The sequence below is a fragment of the Nitratireductor thuwali genome (genome assembly GCF_036621415.1).
GTDB classification, from domain to species: domain Bacteria; phylum Pseudomonadota; class Alphaproteobacteria; order Rhizobiales; family Rhizobiaceae; genus Chelativorans; species Chelativorans thuwali.
In genome coordinates this window covers 474,573-496,399 of the sequence record NZ_CP030941.1, presented here as the reverse complement: position 1 = coordinate 496,399, position 21,827 = coordinate 474,573, and the positions used below count along the sequence as shown (strand labels likewise).

Genomic DNA, 21,827 nt, shown 5'->3' with positions numbered 1-21,827 from the left:
TCGTTACAGGCAGGCCCTCAGAGCTTCGCGGCCACCGCCTCGAGTTGCCCGGCGCACTGGCCCCATCCTTCGTGGAAACCCATCTTCTCGTGGGCCTCGCGGTCTTCGGCCGTCCAATGGCGTGCGCGGGCGATGTAGCGGGTCTTGCCGTCGCCTTCGTCTTCCAGGGTCAGGACGAGGGTGAAGAAGGGCTTGCCGGAAGGCACCCAGGCCTCCGTATAGGCGTCGGTGAGCACGATCTTCTCGTTCTCCACGACTTCGAGATAGACGCCCTTGTTCGGGTACTCGTTGCCGTCGGGGTCTTTCATGACGACAAGGCTGGAGCCGCCCGGGCGCACGTCGAGTTCCGCCCTCGACGTCGTCCACGGCGCGGGGGTGAACCATCGCTTCAGGACGTCCGGGTCCGTCCACGCACGGAAGATGTTTGCGCGCGGCGCATCGATGATGCGCGCCAGCACGAGTTCGTGCTCTGATGCCGGTTCGATGTCGATTTTGGTGGCCATGGCCCACTCCTAATGATCCGTCGAAGACCCCTAGGACGGCCTGGCAACGGCTAAACCGACATGCTCTACTCGCTTTGTGCAGGAACCGCCTGCTCAAGCGGCCATGAGCTGCTTCCGGTCGGCGCGTTCCTGCTGGGGCGAGCGGGCGTAGAGCTCGCGATAGCATTTGGAGAAATGCGAGGCGGAGACGAAACCGCAGGCGACCGCCACCTCGACCACGGGCAGCGTCGACTGCACCAGCAGGTGGCGGGCGCGGTCGAGACGGATTTCCAGGTAGTAGCGGGCGGGCGAGCGGCCCATCTCCTGGCGGAACAGCCGCTCGATCTGGCGCCGGGAAAGCCCGACGGCGGCGGCGATCTCGACCAGCGAGAGCGGTTCGCTCAGATTGGCTTCCATCAACTCTATGATCGTCAGCACCTTCGAGTTCTGCACGCCCAGGCGGGCGCGAAGCGGCAGGCGCTGCCGGTCCGAGGGGCTGCGCACGCGGTCGGTCAGCATCTGCTCGCAGACCCGGTTGACCAGATTGTCGTCGAAATCCTCGCCGATGAGCTGGAACATCATGTCCATGGAGGCCGTGCCGCCGGCGCAGGTGTAGATGTTGGAGTCGATCTCGAACAGGTCGGCGAAGACATTGGCCTTGGGGTATTTTTCGGCGAAACCGGGCAGGTTTTCCCAATGGATGGCGCAGCGCTTGTTGGCCAGCAGCCCGGCGGCAGCCAGGATATGGGCGCCGGTGCAAAGTCCGCCCACGGCCACACCGCGGTTGTACTCCTCGCGCAGCCAGGCGAAGACGGACTTGTTGGCATAGTTCTCGATATTGAGGCCGCCGCATATGACCACCATCGTCGGCCGTTCGCGTCCGCCCATCTTCTGCCGCTCCTCGGCCAGCGAGAAGTCGACAGCGATCTCCACGCCGTTGGAGGCGCGAACGGGCTGGCCGTCGAAACTGGCAAGCCGCCAGGTATAGGCCTCGTAACCGGCCATGCGATTGGCAGCGCGCAACGGCTCCAGCGCGGTGGCGAACGCCACCAGCGTGAAATCGGGCACGAGAAAGAAAACGAGGGAGCGCTTTATCGGTTTGTCTTCCCGCATGCCACAGCCCCTATATAAGCCGCCATACAATGTCGCTAACAAGAAAGCCTGCGCCTGATTGATGGTTGCTGTCAATGGCTTGTCCTGACGCTCACACGACTTTTGTGCCCGGCGGGCAACAGTCCGGTCACGGAAAAGCCGCTTCGTGCGAGGAAGCGGCTTTTGATGGGACGGTCTCGTTACGCAGCGGCTAGTTGACCAGCATCCCGAGCCGAAGGCCGGCGAGCGCGCCGGTTTCGCCAGGCATGCTTGCTGCAAGGCGACTGCGGTCACCATGCGCCAATCGGGCGCGGCGGCGGTTCGTCTTTCGGAACATTCTCAACAGCTTCATTTCAGTCTCCATGAACGGTTGTCCGGCTTACACCGAGCGCCTTACCTGGTTAGCCATGGAGTGGAGCGTCTCGTTGCGCGCCTTTTAGTGCCAGCCGGCTACCGTCGCCGCTGCAAATGCGAAGCGGCCGTTAGAAAATGCGACACGCCTCACGTCACCTGCGCCCCGCAGCGGGAGGCCGGTTGCCGGCCCCACGATGCGGGGAGGGCCTGCCGGTGCGGGCGTGGTCCATGATCGCCGAGAATTCGCGCAGGAACTCGCTCATGCTTTTCCAGAGGGTGTGTACCGGCATACCGATGCTCCTTTCATTTCTACCAGCGGTGTTCCCAGTGCGACAGCGACGCCTGCTGGTTCGACGACCGGCCGTTGTCGCTGCCCGGCCAGCCGATATCCTTCTGCACTTCGGCCGGCAGGTTCTGGATAAAGCGCTCGGTGCGCCGACGTTCCCACAGAGCGGCCCTGCGGCGCAGATAGCTGGTGATGCGTGTGTGAATGGTCATGGTCCTTCTCCTTCAAGTACGCCGGATCGTCGGCCTCGGGATTGACTATGGCGCGGAGATGATGTTCAATCAAACGCAATGAAATGATGTTTTGCATCAACGAAATTGAAAGCGATGCCATGAACGCCCCACTCAACCACCCCATGCCGCTGCTGGAACTCGATGTGCTGCGCACCTTTGTCGCCATTGCCGAAACGGGCAGCTTCACCGCGGCGGCGAATGCCGTTTTCCGGACCCCCTCGGCCGTTTCCATGCAGATCAAGAAGCTGGAGGAGTTGCTGGGCCGGTCCGTTTTCCTGCGCGACGCGCGGTCCGTCTCGCTGACGGCGGACGGTGAGATGCTGCTCGGCTATGCGCGCCGGCTTCTGGCGCTCAACCGGGAGGCGGTGTCGAAATTCGTGATGCCGGATATCAGCGGCATCGTGCGGCTGGGCTCGCCCGACGATTATGGCGAGCGCGTCCTGCCGAGCGTGCTCAAGCGCTTTGCCGAGACCCATCCGGCAATCGCCGTGGATGTGACGATCGACCAGAGCGCCAATCTGCGCAAGCGGATGGCCGCGCGCCAGCTCGACATTACCCTTTTGACCTGCTCGGACTGCGCCGACACGAGCGACGTCGAGGTTCTCATGACGGAGCCGATCGTGTGGGCCGGGACCAAGGGCGGCTGCGCCCATCTGCGCGAGCCCTTGCCGGTGTCGCTATGGGAGGATGGCTGCGCATGGCGCGCGGCCGCCGTCAAGGCGCTGAACGAACAGGGGCGCGACTATCGCATCGCCTATATGAGCGCCCACACGGCAGGGCAACGCGCAGCGATCCTGGCCGGGCTCGCCGTCGCGCCGCTTCCCAAGACCTTCCTCGGCGGCGATCTCGTGGAACTAACCGAGAAGGACGGGATGCCGAAAATGGGCAATTACCGCCTGGGCATGATCGTCGGCCCGGATGCTTCGGCCCCGGTAAGGGCCGCAGCCGACCACATCCGTGCCACCTTCGAAATGTTCGCCGAGACCGGCAGGTTCTGATCGGGGAGGGAACTTCCCGCCCCTGGCGCCGCTTATAAGCCTTGACGACCCCCGGTCGTCGGGGTTGGGGTGAAGAGTGGAAGAGGGCGGCATGAAGCATGAAACGCGGGATCGGTTCGCCGGCGTAAAGCTGTCGAGCCCGACAAAGGTGCTGTTCGACCAGCAGGGCGTGACCAAGGCAGACCTTGCCGCCCATTATGAGCGCGTGGCCACGCGCGCACTGCCGTTTATCGAAAACCGGCTGCTGAGCCTCGTGCGCTGTCCGGAAGGGCAGACGGGGCAATGCTTTTTCCAGAAGCACGGCGGCAAGGGGTTCCGCGACGAGGTGAAGCGCGAGACGATCGTCGAAAAGGACGGCGGGCGCGCCGAATATCTTTATGTCGATAATCTTGCCGGGCTCGTTGCCGGCGTGCAGATGGGCACCCTGGAGTTCCACATCTGGGGCTCGCGCATCGACAAGCTGGAGCGGCCCGACCGGCTGGTGTTCGATCTCGATCCCGACGAGGGGCTTGATTTTGCGGATGTCCGGCAGGCGGCCGTCGATGTGAAGGAACGGCTCGGCGCCATGGGTATGGAAACAGTGGCCCTTCTGACCGGCGGCAAGGGCATCCACGTGATCGCCCCGCTGGAACGGCGCGTTAAGTGGCCGCTGGTCAAGGCCTTCGCGCGGGGTTTCGCGAAACGGATGGCCTCGGAAGAGAGTGACCGCTATCTGGCGCAGGCTTCGAAGGCAAAAAGGGAAGGGCGGATATTCCTCGATTGGCTGCGCAATGAGCGCGGGTCGACAGCGATCGCTCCCTATTCGACGCGCGCAAAGCCCGGCTGCCCCGTGGCGACGCCGGTTTCATGGGACGAGTTGGAGACGCTCCAGGCGGCCAACGCCTTTCACCTAGAGGACATGGCGGATCGGCTGGAACAGCCCGATCCATGGGCGGAAATGGCTGAGTGGCGGCAATCGATCACGCGCAAGATGCTTGCTGCCGTCGGGGCGGATGCAGACGTGCCTGCTCTATGACGGCTCGGTCCGACGCTGGAGAGCGAGAGCGCCGGCGGCACGCCGCACTTGATGTTTCGCCGGCCCCGGGTTCTTCTATGCCTCATGGATGACAAGGCATATTCAGAACTATTGCGGCGGTTTCGGCCACGGATCGAAGAAGAGCTGGCGGAAATCGACAGGCTGAGCGAGGAAAACGCGGCGTGGAGCGCGCCGGTCGAGCTCGACCAGCAAAGCGTCGGCCGCGTCTCCCGCATCGATGCGATGCAGATGCAGGCCATGTCGCAGGCGGTTCAGCGGCGGCGGGCAGGGCGGCGTCAGTTGCTCCTGCAGGCGTTGAAGCGGATGGATGAAGGCGAATTTGGCTATTGCAGCGAATGCGGCGAGGAAATTGCCCTCGGGCGCCTGAACGTCGACCCCGGCGTCATCGCATGCGTGCGGTGCGCCGAGTGACGGGATATCGGCGATTGTGGCGCAGATCACGATGACGCTTCGTCATCGTGATCTATTCCCATTCTGGAGCTTGATCTTAGCGACGCCCCTTTTCGGGATCATGCCTTAAGCGGCCGCCCGCGCTTCGCGAAACGACACGAGGCGCCTGGCCTTCTCGTCCCATAGCACCAGCTTCACGCAGCGCAGGCTCTCCCAAAAGGTGATGCGGCCGATGTCGCGCAATTTGGGGTGGTCGCGCAGAACCTGCGGCAGGCGGTAGAAGGGAACCTTGCTCGACAGGTGATGCACATGGTGGATGCCGATATTGCCGGTGAACCAGTGCAGCACCGCCGGAAGGTCGTAGTGCGAGCTGCCGTGGAGTGCCGCGCGCTGGAAGTTCCATTCCTCGCCTTCCGACCAGTGCGTCTCCTCGAACTGGTGCTGAACATAGAAGAGCCAGACACCGCCCGTGGCCGCCATCAGCGTGATCGGCAGCTGCACCATGAGAAACGGACCAAGACCCATCAGCCAGATCAGGCACGCCACCGGGACCGCGATGCCGAGATTCGTCGCGATGGTGGAGACCCAGGGCAGGGCACCCGCACGCATGAAACCGATGGGCAGCCTGTATTGGCAGATGAACAACCAAGCCGGGCCGAGGCCGAACATCACCACGGGATGGCGGTAGAGCCAGTACCGTGTGCGGCCCCACCGAGAAAGTGCCCGGTACTCGCCGACAGTCAACGTCTCGATATCGCCGATGCCGCGTTGGTCCAGATTGCCTGCGGTCGCGTGATGGATGGCGTGGCTGCGGCGCCAGTAATCATAGGGGGTCAGCGTCAGGACGCCGATGGTCCGGCCGGTCCAGTCATTGGTGCTGCGCCGCCCGAAGAGCGAGCCGTGGCCGCAATCGTGCTGCAATATGAACAAGCGGATCAAGAAACCGGCCGCTGGAATGGTCAACAGCAGCCCCCACCACCAGCCATTGATGGCGGCCAGGGCGGCCAGCGTCCATAACGCCGCGAAGGGAACGGCGGTTATGACGATCTCGATTGCGCTGCGGAACGTACTGGGTTTGCGGTAGGGAGCAAGGGCGGCCAACCAGGCGCGGGCATCGGCATTGATGGCGGCATCGCCATTTACATCAGGATTCACGGGACCTCCGGGCCTGGACGCATCGCCCAGGCAAAACACATCTAAATGGGACGAGACGTTTCAAGCGCAGCCCACCACTTCTGCTTCGGCGCACGCTTAACGTGGAAAACGGCGCTTTGGCGCATCAGCTTTGTCCACCGCACAGGCAAAACCAGGCAGGTGCCGGGCAGCCGGGACGGTGGCCATTCAGTTCGACTTTGTGCAGGAAAATCGTTGAGGCGCCTTCGGCGCAGTACAAAGTTCAAGTAGCAAGATCGATTTCGCACACATGGTGGCCGTTGTTGTTAAAAACAAGGCATCTGCGGAACAGACATTGCGGCTAACTGGCCCTATGGGGTGCGAACCAGAAAGTGGGAAGACGCAGAGTTCTCCTCAACAGCCGGTCTTTGCGCTTCCCATGTTGCAGGGGCTTCCCATGCCGTGGATCCGGGTGCCGTTGCTTGCCTTGCATGCGCGTGCCAAAAATGCGCGTGAAGGTCTTCCTGCGCGTGATGGACCGCGACCATCATCTCTTGAATCCTTAAGGGGCCAAACCAAATAATTTGTTGCCGGTCGCCAAAGACGGGGCCGGCGCAGTCCGAGGCACAGAGGCCGGCTCGGCCTCTGCGGTGCCTTTCGTATCCATGTTGCTCAAAAGGAGGATATGGCTATGAGGACCGCCTTCGATCTGTCACCTCTGTTCCGGTCCAGCATCGGCTTCGACCGGGTGTTCGACATGATCGAGAACGCGAGCCGCGTCGAGACCATCGACAACTGGCCTCCCTACGACATCGCCAAGGTCGGCGAGGACGACTACCGCATCACGATGGCGGTAGCTGGCTTCTCGCAGGACGAGCTGACCGTCACCTATGAGCCGAACATGCTCATGGTCTCCGGCCAGAAGGCGGACGAGGACAACGGCCGGTATCTGCATCGCGGCATCGCCGGACGGGCCTTCCAGCGCCGCTTCGAATTGGCAGACCACGTAAAGGTCTGCGGAGCGACCCTGGAAAACGGTCTGCTGATCATCGATCTCAAGCGTGAACTTCCCGAGGAAATGAAGCCGCGCCGGATCGATATCGCCAGCGGCAAGGCCCTGCCGAAGAGCCGAACGCGTCAGATAGAGGCCGAAAAGCAGGCCGCCTGACGCCTGTCCGGCTCATCTGAAGCCCCGGCGCGGGTCCTGCCCATCTCGCGCATCGCGAGATGGGGAGCGCATCGCGCGGCAGGTCTGGCGCCGCGGGCGCATGTTGGAACAGCAAGGAGGTAGCAATGAATATGCGTGAACTGATCCCGTGGGGTCGCAACGGACAGACCCCCACCGTCTATCGCGATGACGACCGCAATCCGTTCCTGTCGCTGCATCGCGAGGTGAATCGGTTGTTCGACGATGCCTTTCGCGGTTTCGACAGCCGCCTTCCGGCGTCGGCCAGGTTCCCGTCATTCGATGTCGGCTGGCCGAATGTCGAGGTCTCCGAGACCGAAAAGCACGTCAAGATTACCGCCGAAGTGCCCGGCATGGAGGAGAAGGATGTCGAGCTCCTTTTGGACAATGGCGTCCTGACGTTGCGCGGCGAGAAGCGGGTGGAGGACGAAGACCAGGAGAAACAGTTCTCCGAACGCTACTATGGCCGCTTCGAGCGTCGCATCCCGATCGGCTATGAGGTCGACGAGGACAAGGTCGACGCCCGCTACAAGAACGGCGTGCTTACCGTAACGCTGCCGAAGACGGAGAAGGCGCAGTCGCAGGTCAAGCGCATCGCGATCAAAAGCTGACCCTGACGATGACCGGGAGGCGGCTTTCGGCGCCGCCTCCCGCGGTTCATGTCTGTTTATCTCTCAGGGTTCGCGCTGGCCGCCCGGTCGGCGAAGACTTCGGGATGTTCCCCGGAAAAGGTTTGAAGTTCCGCGATGACGGCATCGATATGTGCCGCCATGGCCGCGCGCGCGGCTGGTGGGTCGGCCCGCTCCAGTGCGCCGATGATCGCCAGATGTTCGGCATAGGTGACGGCGTGGCGGCGCGGCGTGCCCAGGAGCCGGCGTACCCGGTCGAGGCCGAGCCGCACGCTCTCGACGATGGCGCGGAGCTTGGGATAGTCAAGCGCACGCACCATGCGGTCGTGAAAGGCGATGTCGAGGGAATGGAAGCCCTCGCGGTCGTCCGCTTCCACCGCGGCCTTCTGGTAGCGCATGTTGCGCCGCAGGTCCTCCATCATCCGGTCGTCCGGCGCGCGGGCGAGCGCTTCTGCGACATCGGCCTCGAGCGCGCGGCGGATGAACAGGTTCTCCATTACGTCGGCAAGCCGGATGAGCGACACGCTGGAGCCGCTTTGCGGACGGATGTCGACGAGGCCTTCGCTTTTCAACCGGTTGAGCGCCTCGGAAATGGGGAAGCGGGAGACGCCGAATCGCGTCGTCAGCTCGGCTTTGTCGAGCGGCGTGCCCGGCGCAACTTCGAGGGTGACGATTGCCTGGCGCAACGCATCGGCTACCCTGTCGGTGGCGCCGACGCGCTCGGCCACGCCCTTGCTCGCGATATTGGTGCTTGATGTCATGCTAACATGTTAGTACAGTTTTGATGGCTTGAAAATCATGGTCTGCAGCAATCGTCCACGGGCAACGGTGCGCTGGCGAAAAGGGGCATTTCCGCCTGCGCCGGCGCGGAGGAAGAACGGGCGTCCGCTGTGACGGGTTTCGAGTGATCTTGTACAAAAGGGAGGAGTTGAAGTTGAGAAAGAACGTAACCTACTCATTGGCCGCCGCCGCTCTGGCCGGCGTGTCCATGCTTGCCATGCCCGCATCGGCCCAGACGGTACTGAAGTGGGCCCATGTCTATGAATCGAGCGAGCCCTATCACACCTGCGCCGTGGAAGCTTCGGACAGGCTGAAGGCGGCTACCGAAGATCGCTATGCCATAGAGGTCTTCCCGGCTTCCTCACTCGGCAAGGAAGTCGACATCAATGAAGGGCTGGGCCTGGGCACCGTCGACATCATCTATACGGGCCAGCTCTTTGCCGGTCGCGCCTATGGTCCCATCGCCATCGGCGGCGCGCCCTACATGTTCCGCGACTATGATCACTGGGACAAGTACCGCAATTCCGATCTCTTCGCCGAATTGTCTGCCGGCTATGAAGAGGCCACGGGCAATCACATCACCTCGCTGACCTATTACGGCGAGCGCCATGTGACCTCCAACAAGGAGATCCAGCAGCCGAGCGACATGGAAGGCTTGAAGATCCGCGTGCCGAACGCGCCGCTCTACATGATGTTCCCGAAGGCCGTTGGCGCCAATCCCACGCCGATCGCCTTCGCCGAAGTCTATCTGGCCCTGCAGCAGGGCACGGTGGACGCACAGGAAAACCCGCTGCCCACCATCCAGGCCAAGAAGTTCTACGAGGTCCAGGACTACATCACGCTGACCGGCCACATCACGGATGCGCTGTTGACCATCGTCGGCGGGCCGACGTGGAGCTCCATGGACGAAGCGGACCGCGAGGCGCTCGAGACGGTGCTGGACGAGACCGCTGCCTGCGCCACACAGCAGATCATCGACCAGGAAAAGGAACTGGTTCAGTGGTTCCGTGACGAGGGTGTTACGGTCAACGAACCGGACCGTACGCCGTTCCGCGAGGCGACGATGAAGCTTCACAATAGCGAGGACGCGACCTGGGACCAGGAGACCTACGACCGGCTTCAGTCGATCGAATAGGCTTGGGTCCGGTCGCCCTGACACAGTGAAACGGGACGTGCGCGCTGCGGCATCGAGGCCGCGGCGCGCCTCATATCCGGAACAGGTTCATGTCACAGCCAACCGACAATAGCGGCATTGCCGTCACGCCCGAGGAAGAAGACCTGTCCGACGTCCGGGTGGACGACTACCTGGTTCTCGGCGTCTTCTGGGCTCTGGCCTTCGTGGTCTTTCTGCAGTTCTTCACCCGTTACGTGCTCAACAATTCGCTGGGCTGGACGGAGGAGATCGCGCGCTTCCTGCTGATCGGGGTCACCTTCATCGGCGCCATCATGGCGGTGCGCAAGGAAAGCCACATCGCGGTGGAACTTTTTTACCGCTACCTGCCGCGCCGCGGCCGCTTCGTGCTCCAGGTCGCGGTCGATGTGATCTCGCTCCTGTTTTACGGAGTCACCGCCTGGCTGTGCACCCAGATGGCTCAGAAGACGCAGCAGATGATGGTGTCCATCGACGTGCCGAAATCGGTCGTCTACTGGATCGTCGCCGCCTGCTTTTTCGCGATGGCCGTCTATGCCGTGCTGGTGCTGATAAGGCACCTGCGGACCGGCAGCAGCCGCCTCATCGATCCGGAAACCTTCGCCGTAACAGGCAAGAACATCTAGGCTGCTCCATGCTGCTCACGCTGCTTTTCGTTCTACTCTTCGCGATGATCTGCCTCGGCGTTCCCGTCGGCATCGCGCTCGCCGCCTCGTCGGCCGTGTTCATCTTCCTGGACGGGCGCATCCCGGACGTCGTGGTCATCCACCGGATGATCAACGGCGTGGATTCCTTTCCGCTGCTGGCCGTTCCCTTCTTCATCCTGGCCGGCAATCTCATGAACACGGCCGGCATCACCGAACGCATCTTCAACTTCGCCAAGGCGCTTGTCGGGTGGATGCGCGGCGGGCTGGGCCATGTGAATATCGGCGCCTCGGTCATCTTCGCCGGAATGTCGGGCGCGGCCGTCGCCGATGCCGGCGGCCTCGGCGCCATCGAGATCAAGGCCATGCGCGACGCCAAGTACGACCCGGGCTTCTCGGTCGGCATAACGGCGGCCTCCTCCACCATCGGCCCCATCATCCCGCCATCCTTGCCCATGGTCATCTATGGCGTGGTCGCCGGGGCCTCCATCGGGCAGCTTTTCGCGGCGGGCCTGGTTCCCGGTCTGCTGATGGCGCTGGCGCTGATGGCGATGGTGGCCTGGTATGCCCATCGGCGCGGCTATCCGCGCGATCAGGCGTTCCGTGTCTCCATCCTGTGGAGCACGTTCAAGCAGGCTTTCCTGTCGCTGATGACCCCGGTCATCATCGTCGGCGGCATCCTCACCGGCGCCTTCACGCCCACCGAGGCAGCGATTGCGGCCTGTGCCTGGGCGCTGTTCCTCGGCCTCTTCGTCTATCGCACGCTTCCGTTGAAACGGTTCCTGCGCGTTTCCTTCGATACGATCGAGACGACCGCCGTGGTGCTGTTCATCGTCGCGGCGGCATCGATCTTCGCCTGGATCCTCACCTCGAACCGGGTGCCTGAGCATTTCGCGTCGCTGATCCTCACCGTCTCGGAAAACCCGATCATCGTCCTGCTGCTGATCAATCTGATCCTGCTCATCGTCGGCTGCTTCATGGAAACGGTCGCCGCGATTACCATCCTCGTCCCCGTGCTGTTGCCGATCGCGGTGCAGATGGGCGTGGACCCGGTGCATTTCGGCGTGATCCTGGTTCTCAACCTGATGCTGGGACTGCTGACACCGCCCGTAGGTATGGTGCTCTACGTGCTCTCGCGCGTGTCGAAGGTTCCCTTCGAGCGCTGCATGCAGGCAACGCTCCCCTTCCTGGTCCCGCTTTTCCTGGTGCTCATGGCCGTGACATTCGTGCCGGCGCTCACCATGTGGCTGCCAACGCTCATCTATCGCTGATCGAACTGAACAAGGCGGCAAGCGGCCGCCGGAGGTCTTGAATGAACCAAGAAAACGGGCAGTCGCCTTTCCTGCGGCTTGCCGAAACCGATAACATCGCCGTGGCCGCCCGCAAGGCCGACGAAGGCACGGCGCTGCCTGGCGGAGCCACCGCCAAAGCCCGCATCCCCTTCGGCCACAAGGTGGCGCTGGAGGCGATCGCCGAGGGCGCTCCCGTGCGCAAGTTCGGCCAGATCATAGGCTTTGCCAAGACGGCAATCGCGCCCGGCGAATGGGTGCATGAGCACAATCTGGCCATGGGTGACTTCGAGCGCGACTACCGCTTTTCGCAGGAAGCCCGGCCGGTCAACGTGCTGCCCGTCGAGGAGCAGGCGACTTTCGAAGGCTACCGCCGGGCCAATGGCCGGGTGGGCACCCGCAACTATATCGGCATCCTGACGAGCGTGAACTGCTCGGCTTCGGTCGCGCGCTTCATCGCCGAGGCGGCCAACAGATCCGGCATGCTCGACGACTGGCCGGAGATCGATGGCGTCGTCTCCTTCACCCACGGCACGGGCTGCGGCATCGCCGGCTCGGGCGAGGGCTTCGACATGCTCAAGCGCACCCAGTGGGGCTATGCCGCCCATCCCAATCTCGGCGGCGCGCTGATGGTCGGGCTTGGCTGCGAGGTCTTCCAAATTGCCCGGCTGAAGGAACTTTACGGCCTGGGGGAAAGCGAAACCTTCCGCACCATGACCATCCAGGACACCGGCGGCACGAGGCGCACCATTGAGGCGGGGTTGGAGCGCATCCGCGAGATGCTGCCCGCCGTCGGCGCCCACAAGCGCGAGACCCTGCCTGCTTCCGAGATCACGCTGGCTCTCCAATGCGGCGGCTCGGACGGCTATTCCGGCATCACCGCCAATCCCGCGCTGGGCGTCGCCGCCGACATGCTCGTGCGCAATGGCGGCACGGCGGTGCTGGCCGAAACGCCGGAGATCTACGGTGCGGAGCACCTGCTGACGGCGCGCGCCATCAACCGCGCCGTCGGCGAAAAGCTCATCGAGCGCATCCACTGGTGGGAGGACTATACCGCCCGCAACATGGGCGAGATGAACAACAATCCCTCGCCGGGCAACAAGGCCGGCGGGCTGACGACCATCCTCGAAAAGTCGCTGGGCGCGGCCGCCAAGGGCGGCTCGACGCCGCTCAACGCCGTCTACGAATATGCCGAGCTCATCCGCGAAAAGGGTTTCGTCTTCATGGATACGCCCGGCTACGATCCCGTATCGGTGACCGGGCAGGTGGCGGGCGGCTCCAATGTCGTGTGTTTCACCACGGGCCGCGGCTCCGCCTATGGCTGCAAGCCTTCCCCGTCCATCAAGCTGGCCACCAACACCGCCATGTATGAGCGGATGGAGGAGGACATGGACATCAATTGCGGCGACATCCTCGACGGCGTCAGCTTGGAGGAGAAGGGCCGGCAGATCTTCGAGGAAGTGCTTGCGGTGGCCTCCGGCAAGCGTTCCAAATCCGAAGAGCTCGGCTATGGCGACAACGAGTTCGTGCCCTGGCAGGTCGGCGCAACGATGTAGCCCGCCGCGCCGTCCCGGGGCAAGCCGCTCTACGGCATCGGCCCGAAAATCGGAATCGATTTTCGGGAGGCACGATGCGTAGATTCAATGGTTTAGAGCGTCCTTTGTGCGTCTTGAAAGACGCACGGCGCTCTATCCGCGCTGCCGCCTCGCGTCACGCTCTTCGCGGGAGCGGCGGCGGGGGCGGCTGGGATCGCCACTGTCGCCGCCGAGCACCTTGCGCGGTGGAAGCTGGATCTGGGCCGCGAGCTTGGGGAACGGATCGACCTTGTTGGGCAGCGCCATGGCGTAGACGAAATGCTCCTGGAACTTCGGCTCCAGGGCGGTTTCGATCTTCTCGATCCGGCGCACCGTCTCCTCGATCTCGCGGCGGTGGTCGCGGTTGAGCAGCGCCATGCGCGCGCCGGTGCCGGCGGCGTTGCCCACGGCTGAGACCTTTTCCAGTTCGCAGTCGGGAATGAGGCCGAGGACCATCGCGTAGGTCGGGTCGATGAACGAGCCGAAGGCGCCTGCGAAGCGGATGGAATCAACCGTCTCAGCGCCCTGTTTTTCCATGAGAAGCTTCGTCCCGGCATAGAGCGCCGACTTGGCGAGCTGGATGGCGCGCACGTCGTTCTGCGTGATCGTCAGGCGCGGCTCGGACTCGACCAGGACATAGGAGAAGGTGCGCCCATCGCCGACGATACGGCGGCTTTTCGCGGCAAGCGCGCCGTCGATGACGCCGTCTTCGGAGATGATGCCCGACAGGTACATCTCGGCGATCACTTCGATGATGCCGGAGCCGCAAATGCCGGTCACTCCGGTCGGGCCGATCGCCTCAAGGAAACCGGGCTCGTCCGACCAGATATCGGCGCCGATCACGCGGTAGCGCGGCTCAAGCGTGTCGCGGTCGATGCGCACGCGCTCGATGGCGCCGGGGGCGGCACGCTGGCCCCCGGAGATTTCGGCGCCTTCGAAAGCGGGGCCGGTGGGCGAGGAGGCGGCGACGACGCGGCTCCGGTTGCCGAGCACGATTTCGGCATTGGTGCCGACATCGACGATCAGCATCATCTCGTCCTGCCGATGCGGTCCCTCCGACAGCGTCACGGCGGCGGCATCGGCGCCGACATGGCCGGCGATGCAGGGCAACAGATAGGTGCGTGCGCCCGGATTGAGCTTCAGGCGCAGATCGTCGGCCCTCAATTTCACAGCGCCCGATACGGCCAGCGCAAAGGGCGCGCCGCCGAGCTCCGTCGGGTCGATGCCCAGGAACAGGTGGTGCATGATGGGGTTGGCGACAAAGACGGCGTCCAGCACATCCTCGCGGGCGCAGCCGGCCTCGTCCACGACCTGCTGAACGAGCTTGGATATTTCCAGCCGCACCGCCTTGGTCATGGCGTCGCGGCCTTCCGGATTCATCATCACATAGGAAACGCGGCTCATCAGATCTTCGCCGAAACGGATCTGCGGGTTCGACGTTCCGGCGGAAGCAGCGACACGGCCCGACAGAAGCGAGACCAGATGCATGGCGATGGTGGTCGAGCCGATATCGCAGGCGATGCCATAGGCCTCGTTCTTCAGTCCCGGCCATAGTGCGATGATGCGCGCGGTCTCGTCGTCCTCGTCCTGGTGGACGGCGGCGGTGACGGCCCATTGCCCCTCGCGCAGGATCTTCTGCGCCTGCGGCAGCAGATGATAATCGGCCTCCAGCCGCTCATAGCCCCAATCCTTCTGAAGCGCGGCCTTTACCCGGTCGAGATCGCCCAGCGGCTTGTGCATGTCGGGCTCTTCCACCTCGACATAGCAAAGCCCAACGGCGGGGCGGCGCGCGATCTGGCGGTCGTCGGCGTCCTTGCGCACCACCTGCGCGTTGACCACCGCGTCCTGCGGGACGTCGACGACAAGATCGCCTTCGATGGTCGCGGCGCAGGAAAGGCGGCGCCCGGCCGGCAGGGACCGCTTTTCCAGATAGCGCGCCTCGTTGGGTCCGACGCCGGAAATGCTCTCCTTGGACGAGGATATCTTGTGCTTGGCGAAGTGGCCTTCCTGCACCTCGATCTGGCAGCGCCCGCAGGTCGCGCGACCGCCGCACACGCTCTCGACATAGACGCCCAGCTTCCGCGCAGCGTCGAGCACGGTCGTCCCCTTCTCGAAGCGCCCGCGCTTGCCGGACGGCATGAAGAGGACGAGGTGGTCGGTCATGACCTGCAGCCTTGTGGCGATGGGGTATGTAGCGTGCTGTCCTTCAAGATCGTCTCAGGCCCGCGCCCGCCGCGCCTCGCGCCCGCCGCGGCGGCGTCCGCCGGACGAGGAATCGACGTGCGCTGCCTGCGCTGTGCCGCCGGCCGCCGGCTGATGGTCGCGGTAGGTCATGATCCAGGTGTGGCAGTTCGCGTCGGTGCCGTTGAGAACGTTGGCGGCGCGCACCGCCTCCATTTCCTGCGGGCGGCAGGGGTTCATGATGGCGCTGGTCATGCCGGCGCCGATGACCATGGGAATGAAGCCGGCATTGATGCCGTGGCGGTGCGGCAGGCCGAAGGATATGTTGGACAGGCCGCAGGTCGTGTTGACCTTCAGTTCCTCCCGCAGCCGGCGCAGGAGCGCGAAGACCTGCTTGCCCGCCGTGCCCATGGCGCCGATGGGCATGACCAGCGGATCGACCACGATGTCGTGCGCCGGGATGCCGAAATCGGCGGCCCGCCGCACTATCTTCCTGGCCACTTCGAAGCGCACGTCGGGATCTTCCGAGATCCCTGTCTCATCGTTCGAGATGGCGACGACGGGCACGTCGTACTTCTTGATGAGCGGCAGGATCGCTTCGAGCTTTTCTTCCTCGCCGGTCACCGAATTGACCAGCGGCCGGCCCTTGGCCACCTTCAGCGCTGCCTCGATGGCGGCCGAGACCGAGGAGTCGATCGACAGGGGCACGTCGACGAGGCCCTGGACGATCTCCAGCGTCTGAACCAGCAGCGCCGGCTCGGTCGCGTTGGGATCGACGGCGGTCACGCCGGCATTGACGTCCAGCATGGTGGCCCCGGCGGCTACCTGGGCAAGCGCATCGTTGATCACGGTCTCGAAATTGCCCTCGACCATCTCGGCGGCGAGTTTCTTGCGGCCGGTCGGGTTGATGCGCTCGCCGATGACGCAGAACGGCTGATCGAAGCCGATGATAACTTCCTTTGTCGCCGAGGCGACGATGGTGCGGGTCATTCACAATCCTCCAGAAGATATAAAGACTTGTTTATATCGTTATTTGACAGGTTTCAAGCGGGGGCAGGGATGTAAGGCAGGACGGCAGTGGGGGCCGGAATGGTTGATGAAGCCTCGTAATTCTCCCGCTGCCTTACCGTCCTATTCCCCTATTGCCCTAATGGACTCTCCCCCGCGGCATCCTTCACCATGTCCACCGGCCGCTGGCTTGGCGTTTCCAGAAGGTGATCCAGGCGGTCGGCCACCATGGCGTCGTCGGGACCGGGTTCGCGTTTCCAGGGGCGGCGGCCCTTCAGAACGCCCGATTCGTGGACGATTTCGGCGACATACTCCTCCTGCCTGTATGCCATGACATGGATGCCCGACACGCCTTCGATCTCCTTCACCTCGTTGATGATGTCGATGCACAGGCGCTTGCCTTCTTCCTTCTGGTTCTGCGCGCCTTCCAGGCGGCGCACCACGTCGTCGGGGATATGGACGCCGGGCACGTTGGCGCGAATCCAGCGGGCGGTCCTGGCCGAGGCGAGGGGGCCGACGCCGACCAGTATGTAGCATTTTTCGATCAGCCCGAGGTCGCGCGCCCGCTTCATATATTCCTGCAGCATCGGCACGTCGAAGCAATATTGGCTCTGCACGAACTGCGCGCCGGCGGCGATCTTCTTGGCGAGGCGCAGCGGGCGGAAATCATAAGGCGGGGCGAAGGGATTGATGGCCGCGCCCATGAAAACGGCGGGCGGCGTCGAAAGTTTGCGGCCGGACAGAAACCGTTCCTCGTCGCGCATGATGCGTATCGTCTCAAGGAGCGACATGCTGTCGAGGTCGAAAACCGGCTTGGCGCCCGGCTGGTCGCCGGCCTGCACGCCATCGCCGGTCAGACACAATATGTTGGCCACGCCCATGGCCGCCGCGCCCAGCACGTCGCCCTGAATGGCGATGCGGTTGCGGTCGCGGCAGGCGATCTGCATGATCGTGGCATAGCCCATGCGGGTAAGCAGCGCGCAGATGCCGAGCGACGACATGTGGCAGTTGGCGCCGGAGGCGTCGACGGCGTTGATGCCGTCCACCCAGCCGTCGAAGACGGCGGCGCGCTCATAGACGTCCTGCGCATTGGCGCTGTCGGGCGGGTTCAATTCGGCGGTGACGGCGAACTCGCCGCGGCGCAGCACGCGCTCCAGTCTGCCGCGCGAGGAATGGCCTGGCAGGGGCTCGAGCGGCAGGTCCACGCCATGCGGGTTTTCATCGATCTGGGGAGGTCGGTGGATCATCCGGCGGCGTCCTCCGTTTTCCGGTCGCGCTCGGCGGCGGCGAGCGCGGTGACGCGCAGCCACGAGGACGTCTCGCGCAGGGACTGGTCGACCGGTTCCTGCACCGCAAGAATATTTTCCTTGCCGCGCATCCGCTGCGAGCCTTCCCATGCCTTCACCCACACGCAAGGCATGTCGGGCTCGACTTCGCAATTGCCGTTGGCGCGCACGCCGCCGCAGGGGCCGTTGCGCAATTGCTTCGGGCAGTTCATGGGGCAGGACATGCCGGTGGAGGAAAGGATGCACTGGCCGCACATGCGGCAGTCGAACAAGAGGCCCTTGACCCGTTTCTCGACGAACTTCACCGGAGCCTCGGCCCGCCGGTATCCGATGGCGCGCCACAGGGGATGCAGCGCCAGGAAAGCGTCGGCGAAATGGGCGTAGAACCATTCCAGGCCGCGCGAATGGCGCACCGACCACCGCCGCATCGTGTAACGGCGCTGCACGCGCCGCTGCGGCGAAACATCCGCCGGCTTGTAGGCGATAAGCTCCCGCGCCTTGCGCACGATGGTTGCCTGCGTCACGCGCTGACGCAGGCGCGTCGGCTTTTCATTCGCGGTCATGTCCGCCTGCCTTTACAAGCGCCTTCAGGCGCTCGTCCGTATAGGTTTCTTCGAGGTCGGATCTGGCCTTTTCGGCCTCCGTTTCGAGGTCGTCGCTGACAGCAATCGGGTCGGCGCGCCGCCATTCGGCGAGATAGGAATCGGTATCGCGGGCGCCGACGCGCATCGCGCACATGTCGATCGCTTCGGTAAAGCGCAGGGAAAGCTCGCGCCGGGCCGTCTTGCGGCCCTTCTTGACGATGACCTGGGCGGGGATGTCGCGCCAGTAAACTACGATCAGATCGGCCATGTCCGATATGTCTCCATTGGGATTGAGGATTGCGCCGTTGCGCGCACGCCCGCTTGCTGCGCGACGACGCTGGTTCTTTCAAATGCGACGCGGGAGATGCCGTCAACCGGCGGGTTCAGCCGAGGACCGTGCCCGCCACCATGCTCGCGGCCCCGATAACGACCGCGATGACAAGCAGCGAAAGGGTGCCGCTAACGACGGCGACGCCCAGAAGCACACCGTCGCGCTCGGAAAGAGCAAGGCCTACAAGGGCGCAGGAAAAGGCGGGAAACCAGTTGCCGAGCGGGATCGGCAGGGTGACCGCTATCGACAGTATCAGCGCGATCAGGCCGATGATGCGGTCGGCGTGGTCACGGGCGAAAGGCCAATAGCGGGGGCGGATGAGCTTCTCCACCCATTTGATTCGCGGCACCAGCCGGCCGCTCATGTGGCGGAAACTGTCGGCGGTCAGCGATTTTCTCAAGACGAACCGGGGCAGCCAGACCGTTCGGCTGCCCAGGACCATCTGGATCGACAGCAGAATCAGGGGAATGCCGAGGACCAGCGTGCTGCCCGGCGGCAGGGGCAGCATGTTAAGGCAAGAGAAAAAGACGAGAAGCGTTGCGAAGCTGCGGTCACCCAGCGCCTGACGGAGCTGTTCCACCGTCACCGAGCCGTGGGCGTTGCCGGCAAGCTCCTCGAATACGCGCGACAGCCTGCGCGGCGCGTCAGCCGTCGGCGCGCGCATGGCCATGCCCGAACCCGTTCCCTCCGCTTTCACCGGATGTCTTTCTTCATGCTCGTTGTGTTGAATGCATCATGCCCTCGAGCGGTTAAGCCTTCATGACAGCCATGCCGAGGGTTCCACGGCCGTCACGGACGTCTGAATTCCAGGATGTCCAGCTTGGATTCGCGCGCCGGTGCCGGGAACTCGATTCGCCAATGCTGATCGCCGCTGCGATAGGCATAACCGACCTGATCGGTGTCGGGCCCCGCGCCATATTCAGGTGGGGTGTCCCCGGCAACGAAATAGGCGCCGAGATAGACGAGGCGGGTGTCGCTTTCGGTGAAGAACCGCCCGACCGTTCTTTGCGAGCCGGATAGCTTTTCCAGGCGCCAGCCGCTGCCGTCGTCGCTCACGCGGCAGGAAAACCAGTCATAGATGACGAGGCTTGCCAGCCCGCCGGCCTTTATCGTGCGGCATTGCCAGGCGCCGGTCATGTCGAATCCGTCGAAGGAGCGCGGCCGGTGCTCGACGATCTGGCGAAAGACAGCCACATCTTCTTCAGCGCCGCCGGCCACGGCCTCGTCGATTGCTTCCTGCCGGCTTTCTTCGTAGCGGGCGAGCCGGCTCTTGTCGGCCTCGGTCAGAAGATCGGGCAATTCGCCGGTGGCGAGCGCGGGAAGGGATGAAGCGAACAGGAAAAGGGAAAGCGAGCACAACCGCATCAACATGGACATCTCCAAGCCAAGCGTGAACCAATCAGCCGATTGAAGCCTTTTTATGGTCCTGAACGGACGCGCCGGCTGCCTGCGCCATGGCCTGCGAAAGGTCGCCATAGCCGGTGAAGCGCCGCTCATATTCAAGCCCGAGCAGGCGGGCGGCCGCGCGCGCCACCTTCTCGAGCACCGGATCTTCCGTCTGGGCCAGATAGATCACTTTCTCATAGTTGCCGAAGAAGTCCTGGATGAGTTCCGGGTGGCGGTCGAGGGCCAGGGGGCGCATGAAGAACGCGTCGAAATGGCGGCACAGGAAGTCCGTCATGTAGAAGGACATCATATCATCCTCCATCACCTTCTCGAAAGCCTCGAGCCCCTGATAAAAGGCGAAGCAGTGCGGTCCGGCTATACGCTCCACGCCATGTTTTTCGCACACGCGGTCAAGGGCGCCGCCGGTTCCGCAGTCGGCATAGCCGATGAAGATATGCCGATAGCCTTCGGACCTGGCTTTCTCGACGGCCTTGTCGATCTCCGGCGCGATCCTGTCCGGGCGGTAGTGATATTGCGCGGGCAGACAGGTCAGCTCGATATGGTCAAAGCCCAGGCGCTGGCGCACGGCCAGCACCTCGCGGGCGATCATCCCGCAGGCGATCACCAGAACCTTTTCCGCATTGCCGCGTTGTAGCTGTGCCAATTCAAACTCTCAGGCCGTTCCAGGAGGGACAATCATGACACGTTCGGTTTTTTCGCGCATCATCTTGGTCATTGCCGTCCTCGGGCTGGCCGCCGGCTGCGCCAACACCATTCGCGGCGTGGGGCAGGATACGGCCAATGTCGTCGACGCGACGCAGGGCGCCGGTGAGAACGTCGCTGAAGCCGTCGACTAGATCAGCTCGCCGTTTCACAGAAGCGCCGATCCGATCCACCTGTTTGGTCCCATGCGGTTCCAGAGGGAAAACAGACCACCTTTCTGGAACTGCACTAAGCGCCGCCATAACGCTTTTACGGTCGGTCTGGTTCGCCTGCGCAGATATGACTCAGATATCCAAAGCGCTACGCTGAAGCGCCGACATTGTGCTTCCGCTTCATGAAGGCCTTCGCCGTTTCGACGGCGACGGCCGCATCGCGGCAATAGGCGTCCGCGCCGACCGCCTTGCCGAATTCCTCGTTGAGGGGCGCGCCGCCCACCAGCACGATAAGGTCGTCGCGGATGCCCCTTTCCTTAAGCGTGTCTATCACGACCTTCATATAGGGCATGGTCGTGGTCAAAAGCGCCGACATGCCGACGATGTCGGGCTGGTGCTCCTCGATGGCCGCGAGGTAGTTCTCCACCGGGTTGTTGATGCCGAGGTCGATCACGTCGAAACCGGCGCCCTCCATCATCATGCCGACGAGGTTCTTGCCGATGTCGTGGATATCGCCCTTGACGGTGCCGATGACCATCTTGCCCTGCTTGGGCGCGCCGGTTTCCACCAGAAGAGGGCGCAGGATGGTCATTCCCGCTTTCATGGCGTTGGCAGACAACAGCACCTCCGGCACGAACAGGATGCCGTCGCGGAAATCCTCGCCGACGATGCGCATGCCTTCCACCAGGGCCTTGGTGAGCAGGTCGTAGGGTGTCCAGCCGCGCTCCAGAAGAATCCGCGTGCCTTCCTCGATCTCTTCTTTCAGACCGTCATAAAGGTCGTCGTGCATCTGCTGCACGAGTTCTTCGTCAGAAAGGTCCGAAAGGATGATTTCGTCGTCGGACATGTCCGTCTCCTGCCGGTGATGCGGGGCGCTGATGGCAACTCTACATAAGCCGCTCGTGGCCGGCTTCCATAGCCGAATTGCGACGAGATGCAA

The 21,827-nt window shown here is 63.5% G+C and carries 25 protein-coding genes; 10 read left to right on the top strand and 15 right to left on the bottom strand.

The genetic code is table 11. The features are described from left to right. Nucleotides 1–17 precede the first annotated feature (17 nt). The 4 genes from NTH_RS02390 to NTH_RS02375 all read right to left on the bottom strand — a co-directional run bounded on the left by NTH_RS02390 (nucleotide 18) and on the right by NTH_RS02375 (nucleotide 2,426). Nucleotides 18–503: an SRPBCC family protein gene (locus NTH_RS02390; protein ID WP_338528502.1), complete on the bottom strand. Its 486-nt coding sequence runs from the start codon at nucleotides 501–503 to the stop codon at nucleotides 18–20. A 93-nt stretch (nucleotides 504–596) separates the two neighbouring features. Beyond that, nucleotides 597–1,595 carry a GlxA family transcriptional regulator gene (locus NTH_RS02385; RefSeq protein WP_338528501.1) on the bottom strand — a complete coding sequence of 333 codons (999 nt, stop codon included), beginning with the start codon at nucleotides 1,593–1,595 and terminating at the stop codon, nucleotides 597–599. A gap of 485 nt (nucleotides 1,596–2,080) precedes the next feature. Continuing rightward, entirely contained in the window at nucleotides 2,081–2,218 is a 138-nt protein-coding gene (locus NTH_RS02380; RefSeq protein ID WP_338528500.1) for a hypothetical protein, read from the bottom strand. A 19-nt stretch (nucleotides 2,219–2,237) separates the two neighbouring features. Beyond that, a complete protein-coding gene (locus tag NTH_RS02375) occupies nucleotides 2,238–2,426 on the bottom strand; it encodes a hypothetical protein (RefSeq protein ID WP_338528499.1) in 189 nt (62 codons plus the stop codon). A 119-nt stretch (nucleotides 2,427–2,545) separates the two neighbouring features. Between NTH_RS02375 and NTH_RS02370 the strand changes: the two genes are divergently transcribed. The 3 genes from NTH_RS02370 (at nucleotide 2,546) to NTH_RS02360 (ending at nucleotide 4,892) form a co-directional block, all read left to right on the top strand. After that, nucleotides 2,546–3,445: a LysR substrate-binding domain-containing protein gene (locus NTH_RS02370; protein ID WP_338528498.1), complete on the top strand. Its 900-nt coding sequence runs from the start codon at nucleotides 2,546–2,548 to the stop codon at nucleotides 3,443–3,445. Between the two features lie 91 nt (nucleotides 3,446–3,536). Beyond that, nucleotides 3,537–4,460, top strand: a complete 924-nt coding sequence (gene ligD, locus NTH_RS02365; RefSeq protein ID WP_338528497.1) for a non-homologous end-joining DNA ligase — start codon at nucleotides 3,537–3,539, stop codon at nucleotides 4,458–4,460. A gap of 84 nt (nucleotides 4,461–4,544) precedes the next feature. Beyond that, on the top strand, nucleotides 4,545–4,892 hold the full coding sequence (locus NTH_RS02360; RefSeq protein ID WP_338528496.1) for a TraR/DksA family transcriptional regulator: 348 nt from the start codon (nucleotides 4,545–4,547) through the stop codon (nucleotides 4,890–4,892). Nucleotides 4,893–4,997: 105 nt separating this feature from the next. On the opposite strand, the gene NTH_RS02355 is transcribed toward NTH_RS02360, so the two are convergent. Continuing rightward, nucleotides 4,998–6,026: a fatty acid desaturase gene (locus NTH_RS02355; RefSeq protein ID WP_338528495.1), complete on the bottom strand. Its 1,029-nt coding sequence runs from the start codon at nucleotides 6,024–6,026 to the stop codon at nucleotides 4,998–5,000. 649 nt (nucleotides 6,027–6,675) lie between these two features. Between NTH_RS02355 and NTH_RS02350 the strand changes: the two genes are divergently transcribed. Together NTH_RS02350 and NTH_RS02345 are read left to right on the top strand one after the other, a co-directional pair. Further along, nucleotides 6,676–7,152 (top strand): Hsp20 family protein, encoded by a 477-nt coding sequence (locus tag NTH_RS02350; RefSeq protein WP_338531783.1) that lies wholly within the window; start codon nucleotides 6,676–6,678, stop codon nucleotides 7,150–7,152. A 125-nt stretch (nucleotides 7,153–7,277) separates the two neighbouring features. Beyond that, nucleotides 7,278–7,781, top strand: a complete 504-nt coding sequence (locus NTH_RS02345; protein WP_338528494.1) for an Hsp20/alpha crystallin family protein — start codon at nucleotides 7,278–7,280, stop codon at nucleotides 7,779–7,781. A 56-nt stretch (nucleotides 7,782–7,837) separates the two neighbouring features. Here NTH_RS02345 and NTH_RS02340 read toward each other — a convergent pair whose 3' ends face one another. Continuing rightward, entirely contained in the window at nucleotides 7,838–8,560 is a 723-nt protein-coding gene (locus NTH_RS02340; protein WP_338528493.1) for a GntR family transcriptional regulator, read from the bottom strand. Nucleotides 8,561–8,787: 227 nt separating this feature from the next. On the opposite strand from NTH_RS02340, the gene NTH_RS02335 reads away from it, so the two are divergent. The 4 genes from NTH_RS02335 to NTH_RS02320 all read left to right on the top strand — a co-directional run bounded on the left by NTH_RS02335 (nucleotide 8,788) and on the right by NTH_RS02320 (nucleotide 13,218). Further along, nucleotides 8,788–9,714 (top strand): sialic acid TRAP transporter substrate-binding protein SiaP, encoded by a 927-nt coding sequence (locus NTH_RS02335; RefSeq protein ID WP_338531782.1) that lies wholly within the window; start codon nucleotides 8,788–8,790, stop codon nucleotides 9,712–9,714. 89 nt (nucleotides 9,715–9,803) lie between these two features. Next, nucleotides 9,804–10,355 (top strand): TRAP transporter small permease, encoded by a 552-nt coding sequence (locus NTH_RS02330; protein ID WP_338528492.1) that lies wholly within the window; start codon nucleotides 9,804–9,806, stop codon nucleotides 10,353–10,355. Between the two features lie 8 nt (nucleotides 10,356–10,363). Beyond that, entirely contained in the window at nucleotides 10,364–11,644 is a 1,281-nt protein-coding gene (locus tag NTH_RS02325; protein ID WP_338528491.1) for a TRAP transporter large permease, read from the top strand. Between the two features lie 41 nt (nucleotides 11,645–11,685). Then, nucleotides 11,686–13,218 carry a UxaA family hydrolase gene (locus tag NTH_RS02320; RefSeq protein ID WP_338528490.1) on the top strand — a complete coding sequence of 511 codons (1,533 nt, stop codon included), beginning with the start codon at nucleotides 11,686–11,688 and terminating at the stop codon, nucleotides 13,216–13,218. A 132-nt stretch (nucleotides 13,219–13,350) separates the two neighbouring features. On the opposite strand, the gene NTH_RS02315 is transcribed toward NTH_RS02320, so the two are convergent. From NTH_RS02315 to NTH_RS02280, 8 genes are all read right to left on the bottom strand, one after another. Then, nucleotides 13,351–15,399 carry an ASKHA domain-containing protein gene (locus tag NTH_RS02315; RefSeq protein WP_338528489.1) on the bottom strand — a complete coding sequence of 683 codons (2,049 nt, stop codon included), beginning with the start codon at nucleotides 15,397–15,399 and terminating at the stop codon, nucleotides 13,351–13,353. Nucleotides 15,400–15,453: 54 nt separating this feature from the next. Further along, a complete protein-coding gene (locus tag NTH_RS02310) occupies nucleotides 15,454–16,407 on the bottom strand; it encodes a methyltetrahydrofolate cobalamin methyltransferase (protein WP_338528488.1) in 954 nt (317 codons plus the stop codon). A gap of 149 nt (nucleotides 16,408–16,556) precedes the next feature. Further along, nucleotides 16,557–17,672: a methylenetetrahydrofolate reductase gene (locus tag NTH_RS02305; RefSeq protein ID WP_338528487.1), complete on the bottom strand. Its 1,116-nt coding sequence runs from the start codon at nucleotides 17,670–17,672 to the stop codon at nucleotides 16,557–16,559. Next, the gene (locus tag NTH_RS02300; RefSeq protein ID WP_338528486.1) at nucleotides 17,669–18,274 is read right to left on the bottom strand and encodes a methylenetetrahydrofolate reductase C-terminal domain-containing protein; all 606 of its coding nucleotides are present in this window, start codon (nucleotides 18,272–18,274) and stop codon (nucleotides 17,669–17,671) included. Before NTH_RS02300 ends, NTH_RS02305 begins: the two co-directional genes overlap by 4 nt. Beyond that, nucleotides 18,261–18,563, bottom strand: a complete 303-nt coding sequence (locus tag NTH_RS02295; protein ID WP_338528485.1) for a virulence factor — start codon at nucleotides 18,561–18,563, stop codon at nucleotides 18,261–18,263. Before NTH_RS02295 ends, NTH_RS02300 begins: the two co-directional genes overlap by 14 nt. Before the next feature lie 115 nt (nucleotides 18,564–18,678). Next, nucleotides 18,679–19,296, bottom strand: coding sequence for an exopolysaccharide biosynthesis protein (locus tag NTH_RS02290; RefSeq protein WP_338528484.1), 618 nt, complete (start codon nucleotides 19,294–19,296; stop codon nucleotides 18,679–18,681). Nucleotides 19,297–19,415: 119 nt separating this feature from the next. Next, nucleotides 19,416–19,997 (bottom strand): DUF4893 domain-containing protein, encoded by a 582-nt coding sequence (locus NTH_RS02285; protein ID WP_338528483.1) that lies wholly within the window; start codon nucleotides 19,995–19,997, stop codon nucleotides 19,416–19,418. Between the two features lie 28 nt (nucleotides 19,998–20,025). Then, nucleotides 20,026–20,622 carry a DUF1638 domain-containing protein gene (locus NTH_RS02280; protein ID WP_338531781.1) on the bottom strand — a complete coding sequence of 199 codons (597 nt, stop codon included), beginning with the start codon at nucleotides 20,620–20,622 and terminating at the stop codon, nucleotides 20,026–20,028. Nucleotides 20,623–20,710: 88 nt separating this feature from the next. On the opposite strand from NTH_RS02280, the gene NTH_RS02275 reads away from it, so the two are divergent. Continuing rightward, complete coding sequence (locus NTH_RS02275; protein ID WP_338528482.1) at nucleotides 20,711–20,869, top strand: entericidin; 159 nt, start codon at nucleotides 20,711–20,713, stop codon at nucleotides 20,867–20,869. A 166-nt stretch (nucleotides 20,870–21,035) separates the two neighbouring features. Here the strand turns inward: NTH_RS02275 and NTH_RS02270 are convergent, their stop codons facing one another. Then, nucleotides 21,036–21,734 (bottom strand): corrinoid protein, encoded by a 699-nt coding sequence (locus tag NTH_RS02270; RefSeq protein WP_338528481.1) that lies wholly within the window; start codon nucleotides 21,732–21,734, stop codon nucleotides 21,036–21,038. Nucleotides 21,735–21,827 lie beyond the last annotated feature (93 nt).

Coding starts and splice junctions, on each gene's coding strand:
- NTH_RS02385 (WP_338528501.1), bottom strand. CDS start 1,595: ATGCGGGAAGACAAACCGATAAAGCGCTCCCTCGTTTTCTTTCTCGTG.
- NTH_RS02305 (WP_338528487.1), bottom strand. CDS start 17,672: ATGATCCACCGACCTCCCCAGATCGATGAAAACCCGCATGGCGTGGAC.
- NTH_RS02345 (WP_338528494.1), top strand. CDS start 7,278: ATGAATATGCGTGAACTGATCCCGTGGGGTCGCAACGGACAGACCCCC.
- NTH_RS02320 (WP_338528490.1), top strand. CDS start 11,686: ATGAACCAAGAAAACGGGCAGTCGCCTTTCCTGCGGCTTGCCGAAACC.
- NTH_RS02325 (WP_338528491.1), top strand. CDS start 10,364: ATGCTGCTCACGCTGCTTTTCGTTCTACTCTTCGCGATGATCTGCCTC.
- NTH_RS02350 (WP_338531783.1), top strand. CDS start 6,676: ATGAGGACCGCCTTCGATCTGTCACCTCTGTTCCGGTCCAGCATCGGC.
- NTH_RS02340 (WP_338528493.1), bottom strand. CDS start 8,560: ATGACATCAAGCACCAATATCGCGAGCAAGGGCGTGGCCGAGCGCGTC.
- NTH_RS02300 (WP_338528486.1), bottom strand. CDS start 18,274: ATGACCGCGAATGAAAAGCCGACGCGCCTGCGTCAGCGCGTGACGCAG.
- NTH_RS02295 (WP_338528485.1), bottom strand. CDS start 18,563: ATGGCCGATCTGATCGTAGTTTACTGGCGCGACATCCCCGCCCAGGTC.
- NTH_RS02335 (WP_338531782.1), top strand. CDS start 8,788: ATGCTTGCCATGCCCGCATCGGCCCAGACGGTACTGAAGTGGGCCCAT.
- NTH_RS02285 (WP_338528483.1), bottom strand. CDS start 19,997: ATGTTGATGCGGTTGTGCTCGCTTTCCCTTTTCCTGTTCGCTTCATCC.
- NTH_RS02275 (WP_338528482.1), top strand. CDS start 20,711: ATGACACGTTCGGTTTTTTCGCGCATCATCTTGGTCATTGCCGTCCTC.
- NTH_RS02370 (WP_338528498.1), top strand. CDS start 2,546: ATGAACGCCCCACTCAACCACCCCATGCCGCTGCTGGAACTCGATGTG.
- NTH_RS02310 (WP_338528488.1), bottom strand. CDS start 16,407: ATGACCCGCACCATCGTCGCCTCGGCGACAAAGGAAGTTATCATCGGC.
- NTH_RS02330 (WP_338528492.1), top strand. CDS start 9,804: ATGTCACAGCCAACCGACAATAGCGGCATTGCCGTCACGCCCGAGGAA.
- NTH_RS02290 (WP_338528484.1), bottom strand. CDS start 19,296: ATGGCCATGCGCGCGCCGACGGCTGACGCGCCGCGCAGGCTGTCGCGC.
- NTH_RS02270 (WP_338528481.1), bottom strand. CDS start 21,734: ATGTCCGACGACGAAATCATCCTTTCGGACCTTTCTGACGAAGAACTC.
- NTH_RS02390 (WP_338528502.1), bottom strand. CDS start 503: ATGGCCACCAAAATCGACATCGAACCGGCATCAGAGCACGAACTCGTG.
- NTH_RS02280 (WP_338531781.1), bottom strand. CDS start 20,622: ATGATCGCCCGCGAGGTGCTGGCCGTGCGCCAGCGCCTGGGCTTTGAC.
- NTH_RS02375 (WP_338528499.1), bottom strand. CDS start 2,426: ATGACCATTCACACACGCATCACCAGCTATCTGCGCCGCAGGGCCGCT.
- ligD (WP_338528497.1), top strand. CDS start 3,537: ATGAAGCATGAAACGCGGGATCGGTTCGCCGGCGTAAAGCTGTCGAGC.
- NTH_RS02380 (WP_338528500.1), bottom strand. CDS start 2,218: ATGCCGGTACACACCCTCTGGAAAAGCATGAGCGAGTTCCTGCGCGAA.
- NTH_RS02360 (WP_338528496.1), top strand. CDS start 4,545: ATGGATGACAAGGCATATTCAGAACTATTGCGGCGGTTTCGGCCACGG.
- NTH_RS02315 (WP_338528489.1), bottom strand. CDS start 15,399: ATGACCGACCACCTCGTCCTCTTCATGCCGTCCGGCAAGCGCGGGCGC.